Raw genomic sequence first — 22,354 nt, 5'->3', positions numbered from 1 at the left:
AATGAGTGGCAGCACTACGTCAGCAGGACGTCCGACTCCGAACAGCCCCTCCTCCGGTGCAAGTGCGTCAGCAGCCTTGCGCCCGCGGATTAAACTACCCTTGTCCTGGGTCTATGCTCCCTCGACGGCGACACTCACCTTCGCACTCAGAAATACTTTTGCCGCATGCCTCGCGATCGGCATCGCATTCTGGATGGAACTCGATAGCCCTGCCTGGGCTGCGATGACCGTCTGGGCCGTTGCACAGGCAACGCGCGGGGAAAGTCAGTCAAAAGCCAAATGGCGTATTATCGGGACCATCACCGGTGCTGTCGCCTCGATTGCTTTGATGGCTGCAGCTCCGCAAGCGCCGTGGCTGTTCTTTCCCATGATTGCCATCTGGATTGGCATGTGCAGCGGACTGGCGACATTTGTCAGTAACTTTCGCTCCTATGCCCTTGTTCTTGCAGGATATACCTGTTCGATCATCTGCATGGACGCGGCATCCGATCCTGACAATATTTTCACGGTGGCCGTCTCCCGCACCACTTACATTATTCTGGGCGTGCTGTGCGAAGCGTTCATGGGCCTCATCTTCGCAACGCCCCAGGAACGACAGGCGCGCGCGCAATTGCGCCAGAAGCTGGAATCCGCGCTCGTTCTCGTAACCGGGACCTTATGCAGCATCCTTGGTGAAGAACGCGGAGCCCTGAATGCCGCACGCCGACAGTTCGGCACCATCCTCAGCATCAACGATCAGATTGAATTTGCTGAAGTGGAAATGGGGCCGCATGGTCATGAAGGCGATCACGCCCGTGCCGCTCTGGCCTCTGTGTCTGCTCTGCTGTCCCGCGGATTTGGCATGGCCATGCGGCTCCAGCTCCTTAATCATGAACATCCTGCATTTACGCAGGCTGCAGACGAAATTCTTTCTTTCCTCAGAGATTTTCCAAAGCGGATCGCCAATACGACAACCGTTCCCGACCTTCTGGCGGAACTCCAGCATCTTCGAGACGTGTGCCGCCTGTATGCCGCCCCGCATCGGGAGACGGATCTTCAGAACAGCAATGAGCCTGTTCCGGGTAATGATCCTTTCGATCTCAGACTCAATGAGCAGGATACGGAAGCCCATCTGGATGAGCGCGTCCTGTTCATGTCTCTGGGCGAACTGCTTGGGGATCTTGAGCTTGCGATCAAGGAATATGAAGCCAGTACGCACACCATTCCCGGCGATCATTTTCATTTTCAACGACAAACCCATCGGGATACCCGTGAGGCCGTCCATAACGGGCTTCGGGGAGCATGCGCCGTTCTGGTCACAGCCCTGATCTATGAAATTACTGCCTGGCCCAGTGGGCTTGGTTTCATTGCCATTACGACTCTGGTTTGCGGCCTGTTCGCGACAAAGGAAAATCCCGTTCTTGGAACCATGGAATTTCTGAAAGGCGCACTTGCGGCTTATGTCGTCGCGTGGATTCTGGTCTTTGTCTTGATGCCGAAGGTCACAACCTTCGAAACGCTGACGCTTTTTCTGGGCCCCGCAATGTTTCTCGGCGGATTGGCGAAAGGAAATCCCTCCACCGCAGGTGGTGCCGCAGCATACGGCCTGCTGCTTCCTGCCATGCTGGGACTGGAAAACCATCATGTCATGAATGAAGTGGCGTTCTACAACAGCAACATGGCCGTCGTGATGGCTGTTGGTATCAGTGTTCTGGTTTTTCGCACTGTGCTGCCGTTCAGTAGTTCAGATGAGCGGTTTCGTCTGCGTCGCATCATGTTGACGGAACTCCGTCATCTGGCAGACCCGAACTACACACCCCAAATCAGTGTTTGGATCGGACGTAACACGGATCGTTTTGCACGCCTCATCCGGCACGCCGGCCCAACCCCTGCCCCACTGATTGAAGCGTGTATTCTTGGAACACTTGCAACACTGACATTAGGACTGAATATCATCCGCCTTCGCACGCTTCTCGATCGGGAATATTTACCGGATAGCGCGCGACGCCCCATTCAGTTGGTGCTTCATTATGTTGAGCAATCCACAAAGCGACATGATAAGGCAGCCCGCGTTGCAAACGCCGCAGTCAGACGCTTACGTGCTCTTGATGAGCATGAAACAGATCTCGTGACACGGTTGGAAATGACCCGCGCCATCACCTATCTCGTCGTGATTGCTTATACAATGCAAACTAATGCAGATTTCCTTGACGCAAGCCGCCCTTTCAAGGGCGAGCGCAGCCACCTGAAACTTCAGGATGCTGTTCAGTAATTCGTTCGCGACACTACAGCCGCCGCTTCAAAGCTGGGGCCAAAACTACGAAATACTGCACATAAAGTCAGATGAGTCCGATTGAAGAGAACATCAATCAAACGCCATTTTTTGATTTATCTGGCGGAGAGGGTGGGATTCGAACCCACGGTACCCGCGAAGGCACAACGGTTTTCGAGACCGCCCCAATCGACCACTCTGGCACCTCTCCGTACGGCCTGTAATGAGCAGACCTGATCGATGGAGCGGCTTATGGCGAGGTTTTTCTGAGATTGCAAGAGGGCACGACCATACCCCTTGAAAAAAGTACAACTACAACCTTTTACCGTGCTGTTTTTTATTGACGTAGAGGACATCGCGCTGTATCGACCCGCCTGTTCTATCCGTCTTTCATAGATAGGATGGGAACCAACGATAAGAAGCGACTGGGTTGCGCCAGATCGGGAATACCCCGGCAAAAGCAGCCACGAGATCGGAACAGCGAGAGTTTCCAGAATGTTTGCAGTCATCCGCACGGGCGGAAAACAGTATCGTGTTGCTCCCGAGAGCATCCTGAAGGTTGAAAAGCTTGAGGCGGAAGCCGGTAGCACCATCACCTTCTCCGACGTCCTGATGGTCGGCAGCGAAGGCAGCGTCACTGTTGGCGCGCCTCTGGTTGCAGGCGCAACCGTGACGGCCACCGTGGTCGCACAGGATCGTCTGGCCAAGGTGATCATCTTCAAGAAGCGTCGCCGTCAGAACAGCCGTCGCAAGAACGGCCACCGCCAGCACGTCACCGTGCTGCGCATCGACGCGATCAACGCGGCCTGATAGCCCGCACCAGGAAGGATAAACAGCCATGGCACAAAAAAAGGCAGGCGGTTCCAGTCGTAACGGGCGCGATAGCGCCGGTCGCCGTCTCGGCGTCAAGAAGTTCGGCGGCGAAAGCGTTCTGGCAGGCAACATCATTGTCCGTCAGCGTGGAACCAAGATGAAGGCTGGCAGCAATGTCGGCGTTGGTCGCGATCACACCCTGTTCGCCCTTGTGGACGGACATGTGAAGTTCCAGCGTCGCGCCGAAGGCCGCGTCCACGTTTCCGTGGCGCTGCCGGAAGCCGCCGAATAAGTCACCGCGCCCTCAAGCGCGAGCGGAAGGGCCGGTCCTCCTCAGGGCCGGCCTTTTTCATATGTTGCGGATAATACGATGAAATTTCTCGACCAGGCCAAGATCTATGTACGTTCCGGCGATGGCGGTGACGGCGTGATCGCCTTCCGTCGGGAAAAGTACATCGAGTTCGGCGGCCCCGATGGTGGCAATGGCGGACGTGGTGGCGATGTTCTTTTTCGCGCCGTCCCTGCCCTCAATACGCTGATTGATTTCCGGTACACCCAGCATTTCAAAGCTCGAAAGGGTGGAAATGGTGCGGGTTCTGATCGGACCGGTGCTGCTGCGGATAATGTCATTATTGACGTCCCCGTCGGGACACAGATTTTCGACGAAGATCGCGAAACCCTTCTTGCGGATCTGGACGAAGCCGGTAAGGAAATTCTCCTTTGCCGAGGCGGTGACGGTGGCCGTGGTAACGCCCATTACAAAACCAGCACCAACCGTGCGCCACGCCGTGCCGACAAAGGTTGGCCAGGCGAAGAGCGCTGGGTTTGGCTGCGCCTGAAACTTATTGCGGATGTTGGCCTTGTTGGCCTCCCGAATGCAGGCAAATCCACCTTGCTGTCTGTGGCTTCCCGTGCACGTCCGAAGATTGCAGATTATCCGTTTACAACACTCCACCCTCAACTGGGTGTCGTGCGCCTGAACACGACTGAAGAATTTGTCATCGCGGATATTCCTGGCCTGATCGAAGGCGCAAGCGAAGGTGCCGGGCTTGGGGATCGCTTCCTGGGTCATGTAGAGCGATGTGCAACATTGCTTCATCTGATTGATGGAACAGAGTCCCAGATCGTGAAGCATTGGCGGCTGATCCGACATGAGCTTGAAGCTTATGATCCGGGTCTTGCCGCAAAGCCCGAAATCATTGTGCTCAACAAATGCGACTCCCTCACGGCGGAACAGAAATCTGCCAAGAAGCGTGCCTTGGCCAAAGCATCCGGCGCAGAAGTCCTGACCCTCTCTGGTGTGACTGGAGAGGGTCTCCCCGAACTGCTCCGGCTACTTCAGGATCGCGTCAACGCTGCGAAGGAAAGCAAACAGGCATGACATCCCCGGCCGCTGCCCCTCACCTGGCGCAGTCGCGCCGGATTGTCATCAAGATTGGTAGCGCTCTGCTGGTTGATAGCGCACACGCAACTCTGCGGACGGACTGGCTCCGCAGTGTTTGCGAAGACATTGCCAATCTCCGAAAAGCGGGCACAGAAGTTGTCGTTGTTTCCTCGGGGGCGATTTCGCTAGCCCGGCACCAATTAGGTCTAATGAACCGTCGACTTCGGCTCGACGAAAAGCAGGCCCTTGCCACAGTCGGCCAGATCGGACTGGCGCAAGGGTGGAGCACGGCACTGGCCGAGTATGGCCTCGTTGCCGGACAGCTTCTTCTGACCCCGGATGACACTGAGAGCCGTGAACGGCATCTTAATGCCCGCGCGACCCTCCAGACGTTGCTTGATCTGGGATGTATTCCGGTCATCAATGAAAACGACGCAATTGCCACGTCTGAAATTCGGTTTGGCGACAATGATCGTCTGGGCGCGCGTGTTGCACAGATGATTGAGGCAGACTGCCTGGTTCTTCTGTCCGATATTGATGGTCTCTATACTGCTGACCCGCGTACAAATCCTAATGCACGCCATATTCCTGTGATCGAGCAGGTCACAGACGAGATTATGGCGATGGGTGGCGAACCTCCTCCCGGATATTCCTCAGGTGGTATGCGCACCAAGCTTATGGCAGCGCGCATTGCCAATCGTGCCGGTGCAGCCATGGTGATTGCGGCGGGCCAGACACAGAACCCTCTTCAGAGACTTCTGGATGGTGGTCTGTGCACCTGGTTCCTGCCGCAGACGGATACCGGATCAGCACGCAAACGCTGGATCGGCAGCAGCCTGCATCCCAAAGGTGCGCTGATTGTGGATAGTGGCGCCCGACAGGCCCTCATCGTCGGCGCTTCCCTGCTCCCTGCCGGTGTTACAGCCATTGACGGGTATTTCGAGCGTGGTGATCTCGTCCTCATCAAGGACGAGAGTGGCAGCATCATCGGGCGGGGTCTATCCTCCTACAGCGCCGATGAATGCGGGAAGCTGATTGGTCATCGCTCAGCAGAGATGGAACAGCTTCTCGGGTACAGAGGCCGGGACGTACTCATCCACCGCGACGACCTCGCTTTGGACCAGCACTGATTCCAACAAAACGCGTCAGTCTCTTGGAGGCCAACGGAGTTTCGGCTCAGCACGCCGACGAAATGTTTCCTCATCGTCATTTCGCGTGGCAACAGAACGCGGTGCAAGTTCTTCACGCTCACGGCTGCCCGCTTGCGAGCGCTCATCTTCCCAGGGCGCACGGGACCAGCTTTTTGCGGGCTCCTGCCGTCTGACAGCACGACGCAGAACCTCCGGTTCAGCCGCCATTGGTCCGTCCTCATAGGTCGGACCTTCCGCACGTACGACTGCAACAGGCTCGAAATAGTCTGCCGTTTTTGGTGATGCAGGTTCGACGGAGCGTACTTTCTCTTGCGTAGACCGCAGAGGCGCACGCATGCCGCCTTCCAGCCCCTGCCCTGACGCTACTGTCCTGTCCGATGGAGGAGCAGTCAGGCGAAGCGTGAGAGATTGCAGCTCTGTCCGCAGTTCCGCGATCTGGAACTCCAGTTCCTGCAATCTTGGCTTCACGCCGAAAACTGCAAACGGCATGCACAGCAACGCCAGCCCAAACAGACCAGCGACAATCAAAAGACACATCAGTGCCCAGGCGGGCAACCATGAAATATCGGACATCATGTTCCGGTCGCGATGTTAGGGGAGTCTGACGATGCTGCGTTAATCCAGAGTATATACCCGAGTTACATACCCAAGGCACGGCGATAGATGTCGAGCAGCGTTTCCTGCTCTTCCACCTCGGCAGGCTCCTGCTTGCGCAGCTTGATGATCTGCTTGATCACCTTCACGTCAAAACCGGCAGACTTCGCTTCCGAGAAAATGTCCTTGATGTCCCCTGCCAGAGCCTTGCGTTCTTCTTCCAGACGCTCAACCCGCTCAATGATGGAGCGCAGGCGGTCGGCAGCAATGCCACCCGTTGCGGCGCCTTCGATTTTGCTTTCTGCGTCCATGTTCGATTTCCTTTTTCAGGCATAAGTCCAGAGTGCCGCAAAGATGCGATACCAGCCGCGCGGCTTATCGCGCCGGGGCTTGGGAGGTCAACGGGTTTATGTGCACATTTAGGGAACGCGCGCGTTTCCGTGATGGGTCCTCCCGATGTCGTGCATGCCCGTTCCCTTGACAGAAAGCCCCCCAGAGCGGAACTAGACCGTGCCTGCAAAGGCCTGAACCCTAAACCCTTTTCCCCGACAATCCGGGTTCGAGAGGTCAGAGAGCACTCATGGAACACGTCCAGCAGGTCGAGCCATTCGACTATGTTATCTTTGGCGCCACCGGCGATCTCACGATGCGCAAGCTTCTGCCTGCGCTTTATAACCGTCTCCGCATGGGGCAGATTCCTGATGATGCCCGCATCATCGGAACCGCGCGTACGGATATCGACCGGGAAGGCTATGTTGCCCGCGCCAGAGAGGCGCTGGAACGCTTCATACCTGATGATGTCCGGTCATCGGTCCTTGTAGACCGTTTTCTCAGCCTTCTACACTATGTCACACTTGATGGCACAAAGGCAGACAGTGAATGGGGGGATTTATCTTCCCTTCTCTCCCAGGCCCCGGCCGACCGGATCCGCGTCTATTACTTCGCGACAGCGCCTCAGCTCTATGGTCGCATTTGCGAGAACCTGCATAGCCACGGTCTCGTAACGCCCCATTCGCGCGTTGTGCTGGAGAAGCCGATCGGCACGGATATGGCCACAGCTACCGCCATCAATGACGGTGTTGGTCAGTATTTCCCCGAAAACCAGATCTACCGCATCGATCATTATCTTGGAAAAGAGACCGTCCAGAATGTTCTGGCGCTGCGCTTTGCCAATCCGATCATGAATGCAATCTGGTCTGGCGAGCAGATTGAAAGCGTGCAGATCACGGCCGCCGAAACTGTTGGGGTAGAGGGACGTGCGTCCTACTACGACACGTCGGGCGCTATGCGCGATATGATTCAGAACCATCTTCTTCAGGTTCTGTGTCTTGTGGCCATGGAAGCTCCGGACTCTTTGGAAGCCGATACTGTTCGCAATGCGAAACTGGCCGTCCTGAACGCCCTTCGTCCCATCACGGATGAAACGGTACCGACTGAAACAGTTCGCGCTCAGTACACGGCAGGCGTTGTCGGCGGTCAGAGCGTTCCGGGCTATCTGGAAGAGCTTGGGCAGCCAAGCAACACGGAAACCTACGCTGCCATCCGGGCCTGGGTTGATACACCCCGCTGGAAGGGTGTGCCGTTCTATATCCGCACTGCAAAGCGCTCTGCCCACAAGGTCAGCGAAATCGTTATTCGCTTCCGCTCCGCTCCGACCACGCTTTTTGGTTCAGCACCGGCAGGAAACCGTCTGGTTATCCGCATTCAGCCCAATGAAGGTATCGAGCTTCAGCTGAACGTCAAAAATCCGGCTCTGGACGCCTATACACTGCGTACTGCTGATCTGGACACGACAATTCGAATGGAAGGCGGACTGCCCTTCCCGGACTCTTACGAGCGTCTTCTCCTTGACGCGGTGCGGGGCAATCCTATTCTCTTCATCCGTCGTGACGAGGTCGAAGCGGCATGGCGCTGGGCTGAGCCTGTTCTCAATGCCTGGAGCGAGAACAAGGTGCCGATGCAGACTTACAGTGCCGGTTCGTACGGTCCGGAAAAATCTGCAGAAATGCTCGCCGCCAAGGGCGACAAGTGGCACGAAGATATGGAGTAAACGCTTTTGACTGACAACGCGAACGCAAAGCCCCGTTTTTCACGGGGCACACGGCGTCCGCCTCGTACACTCAAACAGCATCTGATGCGCCGGCTCCTGATTGTGGTGCCGGCGTTTCTGTTGATGTTCGTGATCGTTCGTACCGGACTTCTGGACTTTTCCTATGACAAGTTCACGTTCAACAAGCTGAGTTGGTTCGACAACACAGCCCTTGTTGAACATCTGCGCCTCGTCGTGACCAATGACGGCCTGACGGACATGCCGAAAAAGTGCCTGGTATTTGTCGTCAATGGTAATGCTGCGGACAATAATCCGATCATTGACGTGTTGGGACGGCATGGAAACGGTTGCCCGGGTGACAAGCCATCCGCTGACAAGCTGTTCAGCGTGAAAGTTGATCGCAGCGAGCAAACCCTTCAGACGGATGCAGGTACGCCCGGTTCCTTTCGTCAGCTTCAACCCTGACAGAACTGGCTTTTCAGGAAGGAACCGCCCCAGCCTTCCTGAAAGCATCTTTCAAAAACTCTCCTCCTTCCCGCAGAGCCGTCCGCCCATCCCGGAACAAAGCATATCCGTTCAGGAAGCCGTGGATCATGCGCGGGAAGAGGCGATATCGAACCGGAACACCTGCATCTCTGAGTAGACGGGTATAAAGCTCTCCCTCACCTCTTAACGGATCGAAACCAGCCGTTACGATCATCGCAGGTGGAAGATTCTTGAAGGTCTCGGCAAAAACTGGCGAAAACTCTGGATCAAACAGATCATCCGGAGCCGCAAGGGTCTGCCCACAGTACCAGTGCAGCAGTTCCGTAGTGAGCATATAGCCTTGGCCATAGGCCTGCCGGGACGCAGGAATGATCGGACCACTGACGGCCGGGTAATAGAGAAGCTGAGCAGCCAGAGTAATATCTGGGTCGATGCGACTCCAATGCGTCAGCGCGGCTGAAAGATTCCCTCCAGCACTGTCACCCGCCACTGCAATCGGAAGCTTGGGTGCAACCTGCCTGAGCCATTTAAGGGCTGCCTGTGCGTCTCTCAGCCCCGCAGGGAATCGATGTTCAGGCGCAAGACGGTAATCAAGTGATAGAACCATGGCACCCGATGTCGCAGCCAGTCGGCAGCAGATACCGTGGTGGGAGGTTGTGTCGCAATGAACGAATCCTCCACCGTGCAGAAACAGCACAATGCCCGTGACTTTCCCTCTGGGACGATAGAGCCGCGCAGGTCGCTCTCCCACTTCGCCTAGCACGTTGATCTCAATCCATTTGCGAATGCGCAGCGAGGACAGACATTGAGGAAAACTTGGCCTCCCGATCACCCGCCTAAGATGCGCGAGAGCCGTAGCTGACGGCATAGGCGCTGGGATGTCCGGCACCACATCAATGGGCACGGAACGAGATACCATTCCGCGACGACGAGCTTGCCATTCCAGCCAGAAAAGAAAGATCCGCAGAGCAAAAGTCGGTTGCATTCCAGCATCATGGCGACAAATGAACCGAAAGTCTGCCCTTGACCCGCAACCGCTCCCGGCGCAAGGTCCGCCCGCCAGACGGCTGGACGATCGCTGTGACCGGGATGAGGATCTCTGTCATGGAGGAAAGTCCGGGCTCCATGGGAAAACGGTACCGGCTAACAGCCGGCGGGGGCGACCCTAGGGACAGTGCCACAGAAAACAGACCGCCCGCCGGACTGTTCCTTCTGGAACATGTCGCGGGTAAGGGCGAAACGGTGCGGTAAAAGCGCACCGCGATTCCGGCAACGGCGTCGGTCACGGTAAACCCTACCGGGAGCAAGACCGAATAGGAACGGCAGGCTGTCGCAAGGCAGCCGGGAGCATCTCACTCCGTCGTTCGGGTTGGTTGCGTGAGGCATGCAGCAATGCATGTCCCAGAGGAATGATCGTCCCGCCTTTGGCGGACAGAACCCGGCTTACAGGCCGTCTGGCACCTCTGATCCAAAACCGTTCTCCAGTACTTCCCAGAACAGATATCAAGAGAACATAAAAGGAACAAATAGCGGCAGGTATAGATCTCGCCGGACGATTATCCCTGATAATTCCTAATAAATAGCAAAAAATCGCGTCACAATTCCCGCATTGAAAATAGCCGCAGTTTTCTGCCGTTTTTCGCAGATATGTGTTTGACGTCCCATAAAATCCCATGGTATCCCAAGAAAGAACAGAGAAATACCTGAACACCTTGCGCGGGTCCTGAAGTGAAGGGAGGCACATCATCAATGAGCATGTTCCTCGGCACGCATCAGAACCGCTTTGACGCCAAGGGACGTGTTTCCATTCCGGCCCCCTTCCGATCCGCTCTCAGAACACAGGCCCAGCCGGGTGAGGCTCTGGTTATTCTTCGTCCATCGCATCTGCATCCCTGCATTGAGGCATGGACGTCGGCTGCTTTCGCCTCTCTGGCTCAGCCACTCGACGAATACGATCCGTTCTCGGAAGATCATGATGACCTTGCGGCCAGCCTGTATGCGGATGCCTATCCGCTGGACAGCGACAAGGAAGGCCGGATCATTCTTCCGGATGTTCTGCGCACGCATGCTTCGCTGACAGACGAGGTGTCGTTCATGGGACTGGGTCGCGTTTTCCAGATCTGGAATCCGGAAGCGGCAGCGGAGCGTCGCCTTCAAGCGCGTGCACGGGCAAAAGAACTGACAGGCAGCCGCAGACCGGCCAACGGAGTTGCGGCATGAACGCGATTACTATCATCCATCAGGGGCATGTCCCCGTCATGCTGAAGGAAGTGCTTGAAGCACTTTCCCCCCGCGATGGCGGTCGCTATCTGGACGGCACCTTCGGAGGCGGCGGCTATGCCCGTGCCATCCTGAACAGTGCGGATTGCACCCTGCACGGCATTGATCGTGATCCCACGGCCATTGCACGCGGCGAAGCCATGGCTCAGCAGGCTAATGGCCGCCTGATCATGCATCAGGGCACGTTCGGGAATATGGAAGAGCTCGTCGGGCAGGATGGCCCGTTTGACGGGATCGTTCTGGATCTGGGCGTCTCATCGTTTCAGATCGACCAGGCCGAGCGAGGATTTTCTTTCCGCAATGACGGCCCGCTGGACATGCGTATGGGCACTGACGGCCCATCTGCTGCAGATCTCGTTAATTCCATGAAGGAAAGTGATCTGGCGGATGTTCTCTATCGCTACGGCGAAGAGAAGCTCTCCCGCCGCATTGCCCGCGCTATTGTTACCGCACGCGCCGAAGAGCCAATCACGACAACAGGTCGTCTGGCTCATATCGTGCGCTCCTGCGTTCCCAAAGATCGCTCCAAGATCGATCCGGCCACCCGCAGCTTTCAGGGTCTTCGGATTGCCGTGAACGACGAGTTGGGTGAACTGGAACGCGCACTGGAAGCTGCCCCTCGCCTTCTGGCTCCGGGTGGTGTGTTCGTTGTCGTGACGTTCCATTCTCTTGAAGATCGTCTGGCAAAGCGTGCCATGGCGGAACTGGCTGGCCGCACAGCCAACCCGTCCCGCTACGATCCGGCTCCCGTCCGGAAAGAGCCGCCAGCTTTTTCCCTTCTCCATTCCCGCCCCCTGCCTGCCACGGAAGAGGAAGCGCGGGAAAACCCCAGAGCAAGAAGCGCACGTCTGCGCGCCCTGGTTCGTAATTCCGCCTCTCAACCGTCCGCCTCAGGAAACCGAGCATGATCCGGCCTTTCACCATCGCCTGCGCTGTCCTCGCCGCAGGGTCCGGCCTGTTTCTCTATACCAAGAAACATGAGACGACGGTCCTTGATCAGAAGATTACCAAGATCGTTCAGGAGACGCAGAAGGTCCGCTCGCAGACAGCCATGCTGCGGACGGAATGGGCGCTTCTCAATCAGCCGGATCGCCTGAATGTTCTGGCAGCACGCTTTGTGCCCGATCTCCACCCAATGGCTCCGGATCAGTTCGTGCGGATGGCCAGCATGGAAAGCCGCCTGCCCGCTCCTGGCTCCCGTCCGACCCCCGCTGATCCGCGCGAGGGACTCCATGAAGTCGTGAACCGCGCAGCAACCGAGGCGCATCTGCCGCTTCCGGCAGCCCCCGTTACCCGTCCTGTCGTACCGGTCACACATACTCCGGTTATTGCCGCAGCAGCCCCACAGCCTCTTCCAGCCACGCCACGCATCGTGACAGCCAAGGCCGTTGCAATACCTCGTCCTGTTCATCCGCGTGCAGACCGGATTGTTCATAGCGCCGACACTGAACTGGCATCTGCGGCAGCCACGCGCCCTGTGGTTCCTCATCTGAGTGCGGCACGATCTGATGTGACGCCAAGCGTACGCCTGGTGAGTTACCATGGAACACGTCCCACGCCTGTGGTCGCCACGGCCTGGCACAGCCAGCCAGTTCATCAGGTCCGTGAAGCGTCACTGACGCGGGTTGCCGAAGAAGAGCGTCCGCGCGTCCGTCATCATGCCAGCTCTGCGCTGGGAAATGACGGAGATGCATTGCCCCCGCCGGTTCCGTTGGCTAACTGAGACCTCCCTCTCGTTAACTGCTCGTCAAGTATTTTCCGGATAGCTTCGGGCGAGCACCTTACATAGGACGCAACGCCGCACGATGCCTCAGGACGTGCCACCCCCATCAGGTTCGCGTCGCGCAGCACGCCAGAATAAACGGGCGGAGCGGCGCGGCTCGCAGGCAGCGGGACCGAAGCCTTCGTCCCGCCGCCTGAACCTTGACCAGATGCATGGCCGCCTTCTCGTGGCCGGCATGGGCTTTCTTGCGATCTATGGTGCAGTCGCCCTTAAGGCGACTTTTGCAACAGTTCTGATGCCGATGGAGCCGGAAAAGCGGCAGATCGCGCCTCAGGTTCCGGAAATTCCCAAGAGTGATCCACGCGGTGAGATGGCGGGCGATTTTGTTCTGCCTTCCGTCAAGCGCGCGACCATTACGGACCGAAATGGTCAGACGCTGGCTCTCTCTCTTCCAGTCGCGCAGGTCTACGCCAATCCGATGGAATTGATTGATCCAGAGGATGCGACGAAGAAGCTGAAGACTGTTCTGCCAAAACTGGATGAGGCGGAAACTGTTCGTCGCCTCTCCCTGAAGAAGCAGTTCGTTTACATTGCCCGCGATATTTCTCCGGTGCAGGAAATCGCGATCAACAATCTGGGTATTCCCGGTATCTATTTTGAAGCTGGCGAGCGTCGCCACTATCCGCTTGGCCGGACGGCTGCCCAGATCATGGGAAGCGTGGATATTGACGACCACGGCATTGCTGGCGTCGAGCGCTTTTTTGATCAACGCCTGAATTCAGATCGGACGCCGCTTCGACTGTCTCTGGATGTACGTGTGCAGGCCGTGGCCCATGACGAGCTTGCGGCTGCCAAGGATGAGTTTTCGGCCATTGGTGCCTCAGCAATCGTCATGGATGTGCGAACGGGCGAGATCCTCGCCATGGTCAGTTTGCCTGACTATGACGCTAACGACTTCAACCATGCGCCAAATGATGCCCGTTTTAACCGCGCTGTGACGGGCATGTACGAACCGGGTTCGACGTTCAAGCTTCAAACTGCCGCAATGGGTCTCCAGCTCGGCGTTGTGCATATCTGGGATCGGTTCTCGACCATCCCCATCCGGGTCGGACGCTTCACCATCCGTGACATGAAGACCGATCATTTTGCGCCTTGGCTGTCTTTGCCAGGTGTTCTGGCCTACTCGTCCAACCCGGCGGCGGCACACATCGCTCTGGATGTTGGCGCCCAGCGTCAGCAGGACTGGCTACGCAGTATGGGGTTTTTCAACCGTGTTCCGGTTGAGTTGCCCGAAGCCGGGCGTCCTCTGGTGCCAGCGTCAAAGAACTGGGGGCTTTCAACGGTCATGACCGTGGGCTTTGGCCATGGCGTGGCTGAGCCTCCTCTCGCCATTGTCCGTGGCACCGCAGCGACTGTGAATGGTGGTATCCTGCTCAAACCGACGCTTGTGGCGCGCGACCAGCAGGATGAAGCCCAGACACCAGACGCCAAGGTCCGGCCCGTTGCGTACAAGCCGGATGAGACCGATAATGGCGATGATATCGGCGCACAAACGCCCGTTGGAACGCGGGTTCTGTCAGAAAAGACGTCTGCCCTGCTTCGCAAACTGTTGCGCCTCGACGTCACGGTCGGCAGCGGCAAATCAGCTGAGGTTCCGGGGTACTATGTTGGTGGTAAGACAGGTACGGCGGAAAAAATCGGTGCCCATGGCGGATACCTGAAACACGTCAACGTTTCGGCCTTCACCAGTGTCTTCCCGATGAACAATCCGCATTATGCGGTTTATGTCATGCTCGACAGTCCGCAGGGTACAGCGGCAACCCACGGCTGGACCACAGCTGCCTGGAACGCCGCGCCAACCGTGAAAAAGATCATTTCACGTGTTGGACCAATCCTGAACCAGTTCCCGGACACAGCCAACAAGGACGCGATTGAAGCGTCTCTCGCCATTCCCATGAATCCGTCTGTGCCAGCGGGCTATCGTGCCCTCGGTCCCGGAAACGATCCCGGTGATCCGCGCAATCAGGCGCATTCTCCCAAGACACAGCACTGAGCCTGCCCATGCGTCTCTCTGAACTTCTCCGGCAGAATGGTTCCGTTCTGTCGCCTTCCGTCGACCCTGAAATCCTGACTGTCACGGCAGACAGCAGACAGGTTCAGCCGGGCACACTGTTTTTCGCTCTGCGTGGCGCGAAACAGGACGGAGCAGCATTTATTCCTCAGGCTGTCGCAAAGGGTGCCGTCGCCATCATTGCGGATCATCCCGCTGAAGCAGACATCCCGGTTCTCCTGACGCCGGACGCCAAGCATCTGCTTGCGCTGATGGCGGCAACACTTGCGGGGCCGCAGCCCTCCTGCATTGCAGCCGTCACCGGAACGAACGGCAAGAGCAGCACGGCTGAGTTTCTGCGTCAGCTCTGGACGCTTCAGGGACTCAAGGCTGCAAGCCTCGGCACGCTGGGACTGATTGCGAATGTCGATGTTCCGCCTCCCCCTTCCCTGACAACACCCGATCCGGTCTCACTGGCAGCCACGCTGGCGTCTCTGGCCCAGCATGGGGTGGATCATGTCGCCCTTGAAGCGTCGTCTCATGGTCTGGAGCAGCACCGGCTGGATGGTGTGCATCTCAATGCCGCCGGGTTCTCAAACCTGACGCGAGACCATCTGGATTATCACGGCACTCTTGAAGCCTATCGTGCCGCGAAACTGCGTCTTTTCGAAGATCTTCTGCCTGCCAACGGGATTGCGGCCGTCAATTCCGATATGGACGCAGATACGCTGAACGCTCTGCACGCTACCGCGGCACAACGGGGCATGGCCCTTCGGACGACAGGCAAAACGGGACAGACCCTCCGCCTTCTGGAGACACGTCCTACCCCGACGGGCCAGATTGTCCGCCTTTCCCTCTATGGCGAAGATTTGCCGGAAATGACGCTTGGTTTGCCGGGATTGTTCCAGGCCGACAATGCGATGCTGGCAGCGGCAATGTGCTGGCAGACAGAAGACGACGCACGCAGTCTTGTGGATGTGCTGCCGCAGTTGACGGGCGTGCGTGGACGTTGCGAACGGGCTGTCGAATTGTCCAATGGTGCCGCGGCGTATGTGGATTATGCCCATACACCTGATGCTTTGGAACGCGTTCTGGCAAGCCTTCGCCCGCATACAGAAGGCCGCTTGGTCGTGGTCTTTGGGGCCGGTGGTGATCGGGATCGTGGCAAGCGTCCACTCATGGGCGAAGTTGCGGCCCGTATGGCGGATGTGGCGATTGTCACAGACGACAACCCACGCACGGAAGAACCGCAGAGCATTCGTGCTGCAATTCACGCGGCCTGTCCCGATGCACTGGAAATCGGTGATCGCCGGTCGGCCATCGCAGCCGGTCTGGAGGCGCTGAAGCCCGGTGACATTCTGGTCGTTGCGGGCAAAGGTCATGAACAGGGGCAGATTGTTGGCCAGACGGTTCTTCCGTTTGATGATCGCAGCGTGATCCGTGAACTGGCAGGTGCAGCATGACCGCTCTCTGGACCAGTCAGGAACTTCGTGACGCTACACAGGGCACGCTTGAAGCCGATGTCAGCGTGACGGGTATTTCCATTGATACCCGCACCCTGAAACCCGGCGATCTGTTCATTGCCCTCAAAGGCGAAACCAGTGACGGGCATGCCCATATTACACAGGCACTCGAAGCTGGCGCGGCGTGCGTCATGGTGCATGACACGCGGGGCTCGACAGACCCTCGTCTACTGATCGTCGCGGATACGATGCGTGCTCTTGAAGCGCTCGGACGTTACGCGCGTGACCGTTTTGACGGAAAGGTCATCGCCGTTACTGGCAGTGTGGGCAAGACAACCACGAAAGACATGCTGCGTACGGCGCTGTCGGCTCTTGGTCCGACGCATGCGGCTGTCGCATCCTATAACAATCACTGGGGTGTTCCTCTGACGCTCGCCCGCCTCCCACGGGACGCACAGTTCTGCGTCAGTGAAGTTGGCATGAACCATGTCGGTGAAATTGCGCCATTGGCAGCGCAGGTGCGGCCAGATGTGGCAATCATCACCACGATTGGGACAGCGCATCTCGGCCATATGGGCAGCGTGGAAGAAATTGCACGCGAAAAGGCTACGCTCTTTGGTGCTTTGACTGCGGATGGCACAGCCATCGTTCCCGACGATGCGATCGGGAAGGATCTGTTCCATGCGGCACTCCCAGCCCATGCTAAGCTCTGGCACAGTGGTCTTTCCGTTAATTCCGAAATCCGACTGACTGGTCTTGTCTGCACAGCAGACGGAAGTGACTTTGTCCTGACCCTTCCAGAAGTCGGAGACATGAGCATTCATCTGAATGCACCGGGTCGCCATCTTGCTCGCAATGCCGCATTGGCTTTGGGTGCGGTTGCTGCTCTTGGGAAAGATGTTTCCAAAGCGGCTCATGCTTTGACGGATTTTGTCCCGGGGGCCGGGCGTGGTCAGATGCGCGCAGTGCTGGATGGTGTTCAGTTGCTGGATGAGAGCTACAACGCCTCTACAACCAGTATCCGTTCGACGCTTGAAACGCTTTCCCTGCTGCCAGCAAAGCGCCGCGTAGCCGCCTTGGGAGACATCCGCGAGCTTGGTGCGTTTGCGGATGCCGAGCATCGTTCTCTGGCAGATGCTGTGGTTGCTGCGAACGCGATCGCTTTCTGCTGTGGCGAGCATATGCGCGCCCTCTACGACGCTCTGCCTGAAGCTCTGCGCGGGGCTTACGCGCCAGACGCACGTTCGCTCGCCCCTCTTCTTCTCAGCGCCCTCCGGCCCGGCGATCTTCTGCTTGTCAAAGGCAGCCTGGGTAGCCGGATGCGCGATGTCATCGCCGCTCTCGATAACGCTTCCAACCCGGTCTCTGCCTGATGCTCTTCAATCTTGTTGCCTCACATGCCTCGTCGCATGGTGGCTTCTTCAATCTTTTCCATTATCTGACGTTCCGTTCCGGATGTGCCTGCCTGACGGCGCTCGTGATCTCGCTTGCGCTTGGTAATCCGTTCATCGCGCAACTCAAGCGGATCCAGCGTGAAGGACAGCCTATTCGGGCTCTTGGACCAGAGCGGCATATTCTGGAAAAGGCCGGCACTCCGACGATGGGCGGGATGTTGATCCTGATTGCCCTGTTTTCAGCAACGCTTCTCTGGGCGGACCTGACAAACGGTTTCGTCTGGGCCGTCATGCTGACGACTGCCGCTTTCGGAGCGGTCGGGTTTGCGGATGACTACCTGAAGCTTTCCAAGCGCAACACACAGGGCGTTTCAAAACGGATGCGTCTGGGCTGCGAGTTCACGGCCTCTCTCATTGCTGGCATCTGGCTCCAACATCTGACGCCCCCCGAAATTCGCAACGCCGTGGCCTTTCCCTTTGTGAAGGATATCCTCCTGCCGCTGGGTTATGCCTTCCCGCTCTTTGCCATGATTACGATTACCGGGTTTGGCAATGCCGTGAACTTCACGGATGGCCTGGATGGTTTGGCTATTGTTCCGGTTGTGATCGCTGCTCTGGTTTTTGCGTTGATCGCCTATCTGGTCGGCAACCATGTCTTCGCGGATTACCTCCAGCTTCATCCGGTTCCGGGCACTGGCGAACTGGCTGTGTTCTGTGCGGCATTGATCGGGGCCGGGCTTGGCTTCCTGTGGTTCAATGCCCCACCAGCAGCCGTCTTCATGGGCGATACAGGCTCCCTTTCGCTGGGCGGCGCACTGGGTGCTGTTGCTGTAGCCGTCAAACATGAGCTGGTTCTGTGCATCGTTGGTGGCCTGTTCGTGGCGGAGACGCTGTCCGTCGTCATTCAGGTGTTCTGGTACAAACGCACCGGGCGACGCGTGTTTCTGATGGCTCCGCTTCATCATCATTTCGAAAAGAAGGGCTGGCAGGAGCCGAAGATCGTCGTACGGTTCTGGATTGTCTCCATTGTTCTGGGACTGTGTGGTCTGGCCACGCTGAAACTGAGATGAACGGATTTCCGGCAGATCTTCTTGCAGGTGAGCGCTACGCTGTCTGCGGTCTTGGCCGTAATGGTGCAGCCGTGGTGGATGCGCTTCTCGGCATGGGAGCCGAGGTTCAGGCCTGGGATGATCGTAATCCTGTGCTTCCGTCTCACGACCGGCTGACGCTTGCTCCTCTGACAGATCTGTCGGGCATGACAGCCCTCGTGCTGTCACCGGGTATTCCTCATCTTCTTCCGACCCCACATCCCGTTGCCGAACTGGCACGCGCGCAGGGTATCCAGATCCTGTCCGATGCCGAACTACTCTATCGCACTGTCAGAAAAGCTGGATCACAGGCACGTTTTGTCGCCGTCACCGGAACCAACGGCAAATCGACAACGACGGCCCTTCTGGCTCATCTGTTTCAGTCCGCCGGGGTACCTTGTGCCGCAGGTGGCAATCTGGGAACGGCATCCCTTGCCCTGCCTCTACTTCCAGACCATGGCGTCTATGTCATTGAGATGTCGTCCTACATGCTGGAGCGGCTGGACAGTTTCCATGCCTCCACAGCCTGCCTGCTGAATATCACGCCTGATCATCTAGATCGTCATGGCGATATGGATGGGTATGCGGCAGCCAAAGCCCATGTCTTTGACAACATGACATCGCAGGATCTGGCTGCCATCGGGCAGGATGATTCCTGGTGCCAGAACATTGCAGACGGCCTCTTGGCTCGAGGCGTCCCCGTGACGTTGTTAAACCCTGATGCGGTACCTGAATTTGTGGGGGACGCCCTGCCGGGCCGCCACAATCTTCAAAACGTTGCAGCAGCCTGGGCCATGGCGCGCCATCTTGGGCTGAGCGATGACGATATTCGCAAGGGACTGGCATCCTTCCCCGGCCTCGAACACCGGCTTCAGAAAATTGCTGAACGTGATGGTGTAGCTTTCATCAACGACAGCAAAGCCACCAACGCGGAAGCGGCATCAAAGGCGCTCGGCTCTTATAATCGGGTCATGTGGATTGCAGGCGGTACAGCCAAGGCTGGCGGCATCGAAATGCTGGTCCCCTGGTTTGACCGGATTGCGCAGGCGTTCCTGATCGGTCGGGACGCAGCCCTTCTAGCGGAAACACTCAAGGCCCATAGCGTGGCCTTTACGCTTTGCGAAACGCTGGATCGTGCCGTTCCGGCGGCGTTTGGGGCGGCTTTGGCGGAAGGCGTGAAAACCGTTCTTTTGTCTCCCGCCTGCGCAAGTTTCGATCAGTTTCGCAGTTTTGAGGATCGTGGGTCACACTTTCTCCAGATTTGCGATAATATTGTGAAATCAGGCCAGTCGGGCGAAATGCTCACAACAGAACAGGAAGGGTGACGGTCATGGCGGGTACCTCCCGTGTCGATTCATCGGCAGTCGCCCGCTGGTGGCGCAATACCGACCGGGTCACGCTCGCCTGCGTTGGCATCCTGATTGGCCTTGGCTACGTTCTGATGCTTGCAGCCAGCCCGGCCGTTGCATCGCGCATCGGCGCGTCCCGAAACATGTTCATTCTCAAGCAGGTCATCTTTCTGGCTCTTGCGGGAGCGATCGTGCTGGGTGTCTCGTATCTGTCCCGCGAAGGCGTGAAGAAACTGGCCTTCATTGGCGGAATCATTGCACTTGCCGCTACGGCCATGACGCTTGTTCATGGTATGGAAATCAAAGGCGCGCGGCGATGGATTGCGCTCCCCATGATGTCCGTTCAGCCGTCCGAGTTTTTAAAACCCTGTTTCGCCGTGGTGACGGGGTGGCTGCTGTCTGCCCGGCGTACCGTCGTACTGCGTGGAAATATTGCGTTTCCCGGTATGATCCTCGCCTTCGCCTGTTTTGGCGTCATTCTGGCGCTGCTGAAATCCCAGCCCGACATCGGCATGTTGTCCGTCATTACGATGGTCTTCATGACGCAGCTTTTCGTGGACGGTCTGCCGCTTTATTGGGTCGGGCTCTGCGTTGCCGGCATGGTTGGCGCATTCGGTATGGCGTTTGTCATGTTCCCGCATGTCCGTTCCCGTGTTGAGCGCTTCCTACATCCGGATGTCGGCGATCACTATCAGATCGACACGGCTCTGCGCGCGTTCGGCAATGGTGGCCTTCTGGGCCGTGGCCCGGGCGAAGGACGCGTCAAGGATCTGCTGCCTGACGCCCATGCTGACTTTGTATTTGCAGTTGCGGGCGAAGAATATGGGCTGTTGCTCTGCTTTGGCATCATCATCGTGTTCGGGATTATCGTTCTTCGCACATTGCTGAAGCTGATGCGGGAAGAAGACCCGTTTGTGATCGTCTCTGCTGCCGGTCTGGTCACAGGTTTTGGGTTGCAGGCCTTCGTCAATATGGGATCAACGCTCCATCTCATTCCGACGAAAGGCATGACCCTGCCGTTCATTTCTTATGGCGGCAGTTCGGCCATGTCCGTGGCAATGACGATGGGCATGGTTCTCGCACTGACGCGCCATCATGTTGGCCCCGGCAGGATTGCCCAGCGCGTCGCGACGACCTACACCCCCGGTTCCCTGCTTGAAAGACACATATCATGAAGCGCCCGATTGTCATTGCTGCCGGCGGAACGGGAGGACATTTCTTCCCCGCTGAAGCCGTTGCGACGGTCCTGGCGGAACGTGGTCATGAACTCGTTCTCATGACGGATGCCCGACATGGGCGCCGTGAGACGGGTCTATTCAAGGATCGCCCGCAATATGTGCTGGATGGTGCTGGCGTGGCGGGCAAGGGCATTGGCGGCAAGCTGCGTGGTGTTACGGCTCTGCTGCGCGGAATGTTGGAAGCCCGCAAGATCCTGAAGACGCTGGATGCGGCAGCCGTTGTTGGTTTCGGCGGGTATCCGTCCATCCCGCCTCTGCTGGCGTCCCGGATGTTGCCGAAAGCCAGTCGGCCGGAAATGGTCATCCATGAAGGCAATGCCGTTCTGGGTCAGGCCAATGCGTTCCTGTCCCGTTTTTCTCCGCTGATTGCCACATCCTATGAGACCGTGGCCCGCCTGCCGCAGGGTTCTCACGTGACCTTGACGGGCATGCCCGTTCGGGCGGGCATTGAAGCGCTATTTGGACAGCCCTATGCCGCGCCAACTGAAACCGTTCGCATCCTTGTCTGGGGCGGATCTCTTGGTGCGCGTGTGTTCTCGGATGTTGTCCCGCAGGCTTTGGCGGCTTTACCGATAGGGTTTCGCACGCGTCTGCATGTGACACAGCAGGTTCGCGCCGAAGATACAGACCGTGTTCGCGCCATCTACGAAGAAGCGGGCATTGATGTTGACGTTCAGCCGTTCTTCAACGACGTACCGGATCGTCTGACATCCGCTCATCTGGTGATCGGCCGTGCAGGCGGCTCGTCCGTAGCCGAACTGGCGATGGCGGGCCTGCCATCCATTCTGGTTCCGCTCCCCATCGCAGCCTCGGACGAGCAGGGTGCCAACGGCAAGGCGCTTCAGGATGCTGGTGCGGCGTGGATGATCCGCCAGCCGGACTTTACATCCGCCGCCGTTACGGCCCTGATCGCCGGTCTGCTGACCCATCCGGCCCGTCTCGCCGCCGCCGCGGAAGCAGCCCGACACTTTGCTCGCCCTCATGCTGCCGCAAAGGTAGCCGACCTGATCGAATCAGACCTCAAGTCCTGATCTTTTTCT

20 protein-coding genes, 1 tRNA gene and 1 other RNA gene are annotated in these 22,354 nt (G+C 57.8%); 18 read left to right on the top strand and 4 right to left on the bottom strand.

Going from position 1 to position 22,354, the window contains the following annotated elements; all coding sequences use genetic code 11:
* Position 1: 1 nt before the first annotated feature.
* Positions 2-2,251 carry an FUSC family protein gene (locus tag HKD32_RS06765; protein WP_194257767.1) on the top strand — a complete coding sequence of 750 codons (2,250 nt, stop codon included), beginning with the start codon at positions 2-4 and terminating at the stop codon, positions 2,249-2,251.
* 121 nt (positions 2,252-2,372) lie between these two features.
* On the opposite strand, the gene HKD32_RS06760 is transcribed toward HKD32_RS06765, so the two are convergent.
* Positions 2,373-2,462: transfer RNA gene (locus tag HKD32_RS06760), tRNA-Ser, on the bottom strand.
* 284 nt (positions 2,463-2,746) lie between these two features.
* Between HKD32_RS06760 and rplU the strand changes: the two genes are divergently transcribed.
* The 4 genes from rplU (at position 2,747) to proB (ending at position 5,578) form a co-directional block, all read left to right on the top strand.
* Positions 2,747-3,061, top strand: a complete 315-nt coding sequence (gene rplU / locus HKD32_RS06755) for a 50S ribosomal protein L21 (protein ID WP_023942800.1) — start codon at positions 2,747-2,749, stop codon at positions 3,059-3,061.
* 28 nt (positions 3,062-3,089) lie between these two features.
* Positions 3,090-3,356 carry a 50S ribosomal protein L27 gene (rpmA, locus tag HKD32_RS06750; RefSeq protein WP_007283551.1) on the top strand — a complete coding sequence of 89 codons (267 nt, stop codon included), beginning with the start codon at positions 3,090-3,092 and terminating at the stop codon, positions 3,354-3,356.
* Positions 3,357-3,434: 78 nt separating this feature from the next.
* Positions 3,435-4,445 carry a GTPase ObgE gene (obgE, locus tag HKD32_RS06745; RefSeq protein ID WP_023942804.1) on the top strand — a complete coding sequence of 337 codons (1,011 nt, stop codon included), beginning with the start codon at positions 3,435-3,437 and terminating at the stop codon, positions 4,443-4,445.
* Positions 4,442-5,578, top strand: a complete 1,137-nt coding sequence (proB, locus tag HKD32_RS06740) for a glutamate 5-kinase (RefSeq protein WP_061933266.1) — start codon at positions 4,442-4,444, stop codon at positions 5,576-5,578. Before obgE ends, proB begins: the two co-directional genes overlap by 4 nt.
* 15 nt (positions 5,579-5,593) lie before the next feature.
* Here the strand turns inward: proB and HKD32_RS06735 are convergent, their stop codons facing one another.
* Positions 5,594-6,175 carry a hypothetical protein gene (locus tag HKD32_RS06735; RefSeq protein WP_061933268.1) on the bottom strand — a complete coding sequence of 194 codons (582 nt, stop codon included), beginning with the start codon at positions 6,173-6,175 and terminating at the stop codon, positions 5,594-5,596.
* A 62-nt stretch (positions 6,176-6,237) separates the two neighbouring features.
* Entirely contained in the window at positions 6,238-6,504 is a 267-nt protein-coding gene (locus HKD32_RS06730) for a DUF2312 domain-containing protein (RefSeq protein ID WP_007283547.1), read from the bottom strand.
* A 269-nt stretch (positions 6,505-6,773) separates the two neighbouring features.
* Here HKD32_RS06730 and zwf point away from each other — a divergent pair, with 269 nt between their 5' ends.
* Both zwf and HKD32_RS06720 read left to right on the top strand, forming a co-directional pair.
* On the top strand, positions 6,774-8,243 hold the full coding sequence (gene zwf / locus HKD32_RS06725) for a glucose-6-phosphate dehydrogenase (protein ID WP_061933270.1): 1,470 nt from the start codon (positions 6,774-6,776) through the stop codon (positions 8,241-8,243).
* Positions 8,244-8,327: 84 nt separating this feature from the next.
* On the top strand, positions 8,328-8,708 hold the full coding sequence (locus HKD32_RS06720) for a hypothetical protein (RefSeq protein ID WP_156472000.1): 381 nt from the start codon (positions 8,328-8,330) through the stop codon (positions 8,706-8,708).
* 13 nt (positions 8,709-8,721) lie between these two features.
* Here the strand turns inward: HKD32_RS06720 and HKD32_RS06715 are convergent, their stop codons facing one another.
* Complete coding sequence (locus HKD32_RS06715) at positions 8,722-9,714, bottom strand: alpha/beta hydrolase (RefSeq protein WP_194257766.1); 993 nt, start codon at positions 9,712-9,714, stop codon at positions 8,722-8,724.
* Between the two features lie 74 nt (positions 9,715-9,788).
* On the opposite strand from HKD32_RS06715, the gene rnpB reads away from it, so the two are divergent.
* The 11 genes from rnpB (at position 9,789) to murG (ending at position 22,345) form a co-directional block, all read left to right on the top strand.
* An RNA gene (gene rnpB / locus HKD32_RS06710) (RNase P RNA component class A) lies at positions 9,789-10,191 on the top strand.
* Between the two features lie 287 nt (positions 10,192-10,478).
* Positions 10,479-10,949, top strand: a complete 471-nt coding sequence (gene mraZ / locus HKD32_RS06705) for a division/cell wall cluster transcriptional repressor MraZ (protein ID WP_010503946.1) — start codon at positions 10,479-10,481, stop codon at positions 10,947-10,949.
* Entirely contained in the window at positions 10,946-11,917 is a 972-nt protein-coding gene (gene rsmH / locus HKD32_RS06700; protein ID WP_194257765.1) for a 16S rRNA (cytosine(1402)-N(4))-methyltransferase RsmH, read from the top strand. Before mraZ ends, rsmH begins: the two co-directional genes overlap by 4 nt.
* Positions 11,914-12,732 carry a cell division protein FtsL gene (gene ftsL / locus HKD32_RS06695; protein WP_194257764.1) on the top strand — a complete coding sequence of 273 codons (819 nt, stop codon included), beginning with the start codon at positions 11,914-11,916 and terminating at the stop codon, positions 12,730-12,732. Before rsmH ends, ftsL begins: the two co-directional genes overlap by 4 nt.
* An 82-nt stretch (positions 12,733-12,814) precedes the next feature.
* Positions 12,815-14,785 (top strand): peptidoglycan D,D-transpeptidase FtsI family protein, encoded by a 1,971-nt coding sequence (locus HKD32_RS06690; protein WP_194257763.1) that lies wholly within the window; start codon positions 12,815-12,817, stop codon positions 14,783-14,785.
* Between the two features lie 8 nt (positions 14,786-14,793).
* A complete protein-coding gene (locus HKD32_RS06685) occupies positions 14,794-16,245 on the top strand; it encodes a UDP-N-acetylmuramoyl-L-alanyl-D-glutamate--2,6-diaminopimelate ligase (protein ID WP_061933281.1) in 1,452 nt (483 codons plus the stop codon).
* Positions 16,242-17,618 carry a UDP-N-acetylmuramoyl-tripeptide--D-alanyl-D-alanine ligase gene (locus tag HKD32_RS06680; protein ID WP_061933283.1) on the top strand — a complete coding sequence of 459 codons (1,377 nt, stop codon included), beginning with the start codon at positions 16,242-16,244 and terminating at the stop codon, positions 17,616-17,618. Before HKD32_RS06685 ends, HKD32_RS06680 begins: the two co-directional genes overlap by 4 nt.
* Entirely contained in the window at positions 17,618-18,709 is a 1,092-nt protein-coding gene (gene mraY / locus HKD32_RS06675) for a phospho-N-acetylmuramoyl-pentapeptide-transferase (RefSeq protein ID WP_061933285.1), read from the top strand. Before HKD32_RS06680 ends, mraY begins: the two co-directional genes overlap by 1 nt.
* On the top strand, positions 18,706-20,052 hold the full coding sequence (gene murD, locus HKD32_RS06670; RefSeq protein ID WP_194257762.1) for a UDP-N-acetylmuramoyl-L-alanine--D-glutamate ligase: 1,347 nt from the start codon (positions 18,706-18,708) through the stop codon (positions 20,050-20,052). The genes mraY and murD overlap by 4 nt, the downstream gene beginning before the upstream one ends.
* Before the next feature lie 5 nt (positions 20,053-20,057).
* A complete protein-coding gene (locus tag HKD32_RS06665; protein WP_061933289.1) occupies positions 20,058-21,251 on the top strand; it encodes an FtsW/RodA/SpoVE family cell cycle protein in 1,194 nt (397 codons plus the stop codon).
* A complete protein-coding gene (gene murG, locus HKD32_RS06660; RefSeq protein WP_061933291.1) occupies positions 21,248-22,345 on the top strand; it encodes an undecaprenyldiphospho-muramoylpentapeptide beta-N-acetylglucosaminyltransferase in 1,098 nt (365 codons plus the stop codon). Before HKD32_RS06665 ends, murG begins: the two co-directional genes overlap by 4 nt.
* The last annotated feature ends 9 nt before the right edge of the window (positions 22,346-22,354 follow it).

The sequence above is a fragment of the Gluconobacter japonicus genome, from assembly GCF_015244665.1.
Classification (GTDB): Bacteria; Pseudomonadota; Alphaproteobacteria; order Acetobacterales; family Acetobacteraceae; genus Gluconobacter; species Gluconobacter japonicus.
The sequence above is the reverse complement of the archived record's forward strand: the minus strand, read 5'-3'. Positions and strand labels throughout refer to the sequence as shown.

Coding starts and splice junctions, on each gene's coding strand:
- HKD32_RS06765 (WP_194257767.1), top strand. CDS start 2: ATGAGTGGCAGCACTACGTCAGCAGGACGTCCGACTCCGAACAGCCCC.
- rplU (WP_023942800.1), top strand. CDS start 2,747: ATGTTTGCAGTCATCCGCACGGGCGGAAAACAGTATCGTGTTGCTCCC.
- rpmA (WP_007283551.1), top strand. CDS start 3,090: ATGGCACAAAAAAAGGCAGGCGGTTCCAGTCGTAACGGGCGCGATAGC.
- obgE (WP_023942804.1), top strand. CDS start 3,435: ATGAAATTTCTCGACCAGGCCAAGATCTATGTACGTTCCGGCGATGGC.
- proB (WP_061933266.1), top strand. CDS start 4,442: ATGACATCCCCGGCCGCTGCCCCTCACCTGGCGCAGTCGCGCCGGATT.
- HKD32_RS06735 (WP_061933268.1), bottom strand. CDS start 6,175: ATGATGTCCGATATTTCATGGTTGCCCGCCTGGGCACTGATGTGTCTT.
- HKD32_RS06730 (WP_007283547.1), bottom strand. CDS start 6,504: ATGGACGCAGAAAGCAAAATCGAAGGCGCCGCAACGGGTGGCATTGCT.
- zwf (WP_061933270.1), top strand. CDS start 6,774: ATGGAACACGTCCAGCAGGTCGAGCCATTCGACTATGTTATCTTTGGC.
- HKD32_RS06720 (WP_156472000.1), top strand. CDS start 8,328: ATGCGCCGGCTCCTGATTGTGGTGCCGGCGTTTCTGTTGATGTTCGTG.
- HKD32_RS06715 (WP_194257766.1), bottom strand. CDS start 9,714: ATGCAACCGACTTTTGCTCTGCGGATCTTTCTTTTCTGGCTGGAATGG.
- mraZ (WP_010503946.1), top strand. CDS start 10,479: ATGAGCATGTTCCTCGGCACGCATCAGAACCGCTTTGACGCCAAGGGA.
- rsmH (WP_194257765.1), top strand. CDS start 10,946: ATGAACGCGATTACTATCATCCATCAGGGGCATGTCCCCGTCATGCTG.
- ftsL (WP_194257764.1), top strand. CDS start 11,914: ATGATCCGGCCTTTCACCATCGCCTGCGCTGTCCTCGCCGCAGGGTCC.
- HKD32_RS06690 (WP_194257763.1), top strand. CDS start 12,815: ATGCCTCAGGACGTGCCACCCCCATCAGGTTCGCGTCGCGCAGCACGC.
- HKD32_RS06685 (WP_061933281.1), top strand. CDS start 14,794: ATGCGTCTCTCTGAACTTCTCCGGCAGAATGGTTCCGTTCTGTCGCCT.
- HKD32_RS06680 (WP_061933283.1), top strand. CDS start 16,242: ATGACCGCTCTCTGGACCAGTCAGGAACTTCGTGACGCTACACAGGGC.
- mraY (WP_061933285.1), top strand. CDS start 17,618: ATGCTCTTCAATCTTGTTGCCTCACATGCCTCGTCGCATGGTGGCTTC.
- murD (WP_194257762.1), top strand. CDS start 18,706: ATGAACGGATTTCCGGCAGATCTTCTTGCAGGTGAGCGCTACGCTGTC.
- HKD32_RS06665 (WP_061933289.1), top strand. CDS start 20,058: ATGGCGGGTACCTCCCGTGTCGATTCATCGGCAGTCGCCCGCTGGTGG.
- murG (WP_061933291.1), top strand. CDS start 21,248: ATGAAGCGCCCGATTGTCATTGCTGCCGGCGGAACGGGAGGACATTTC.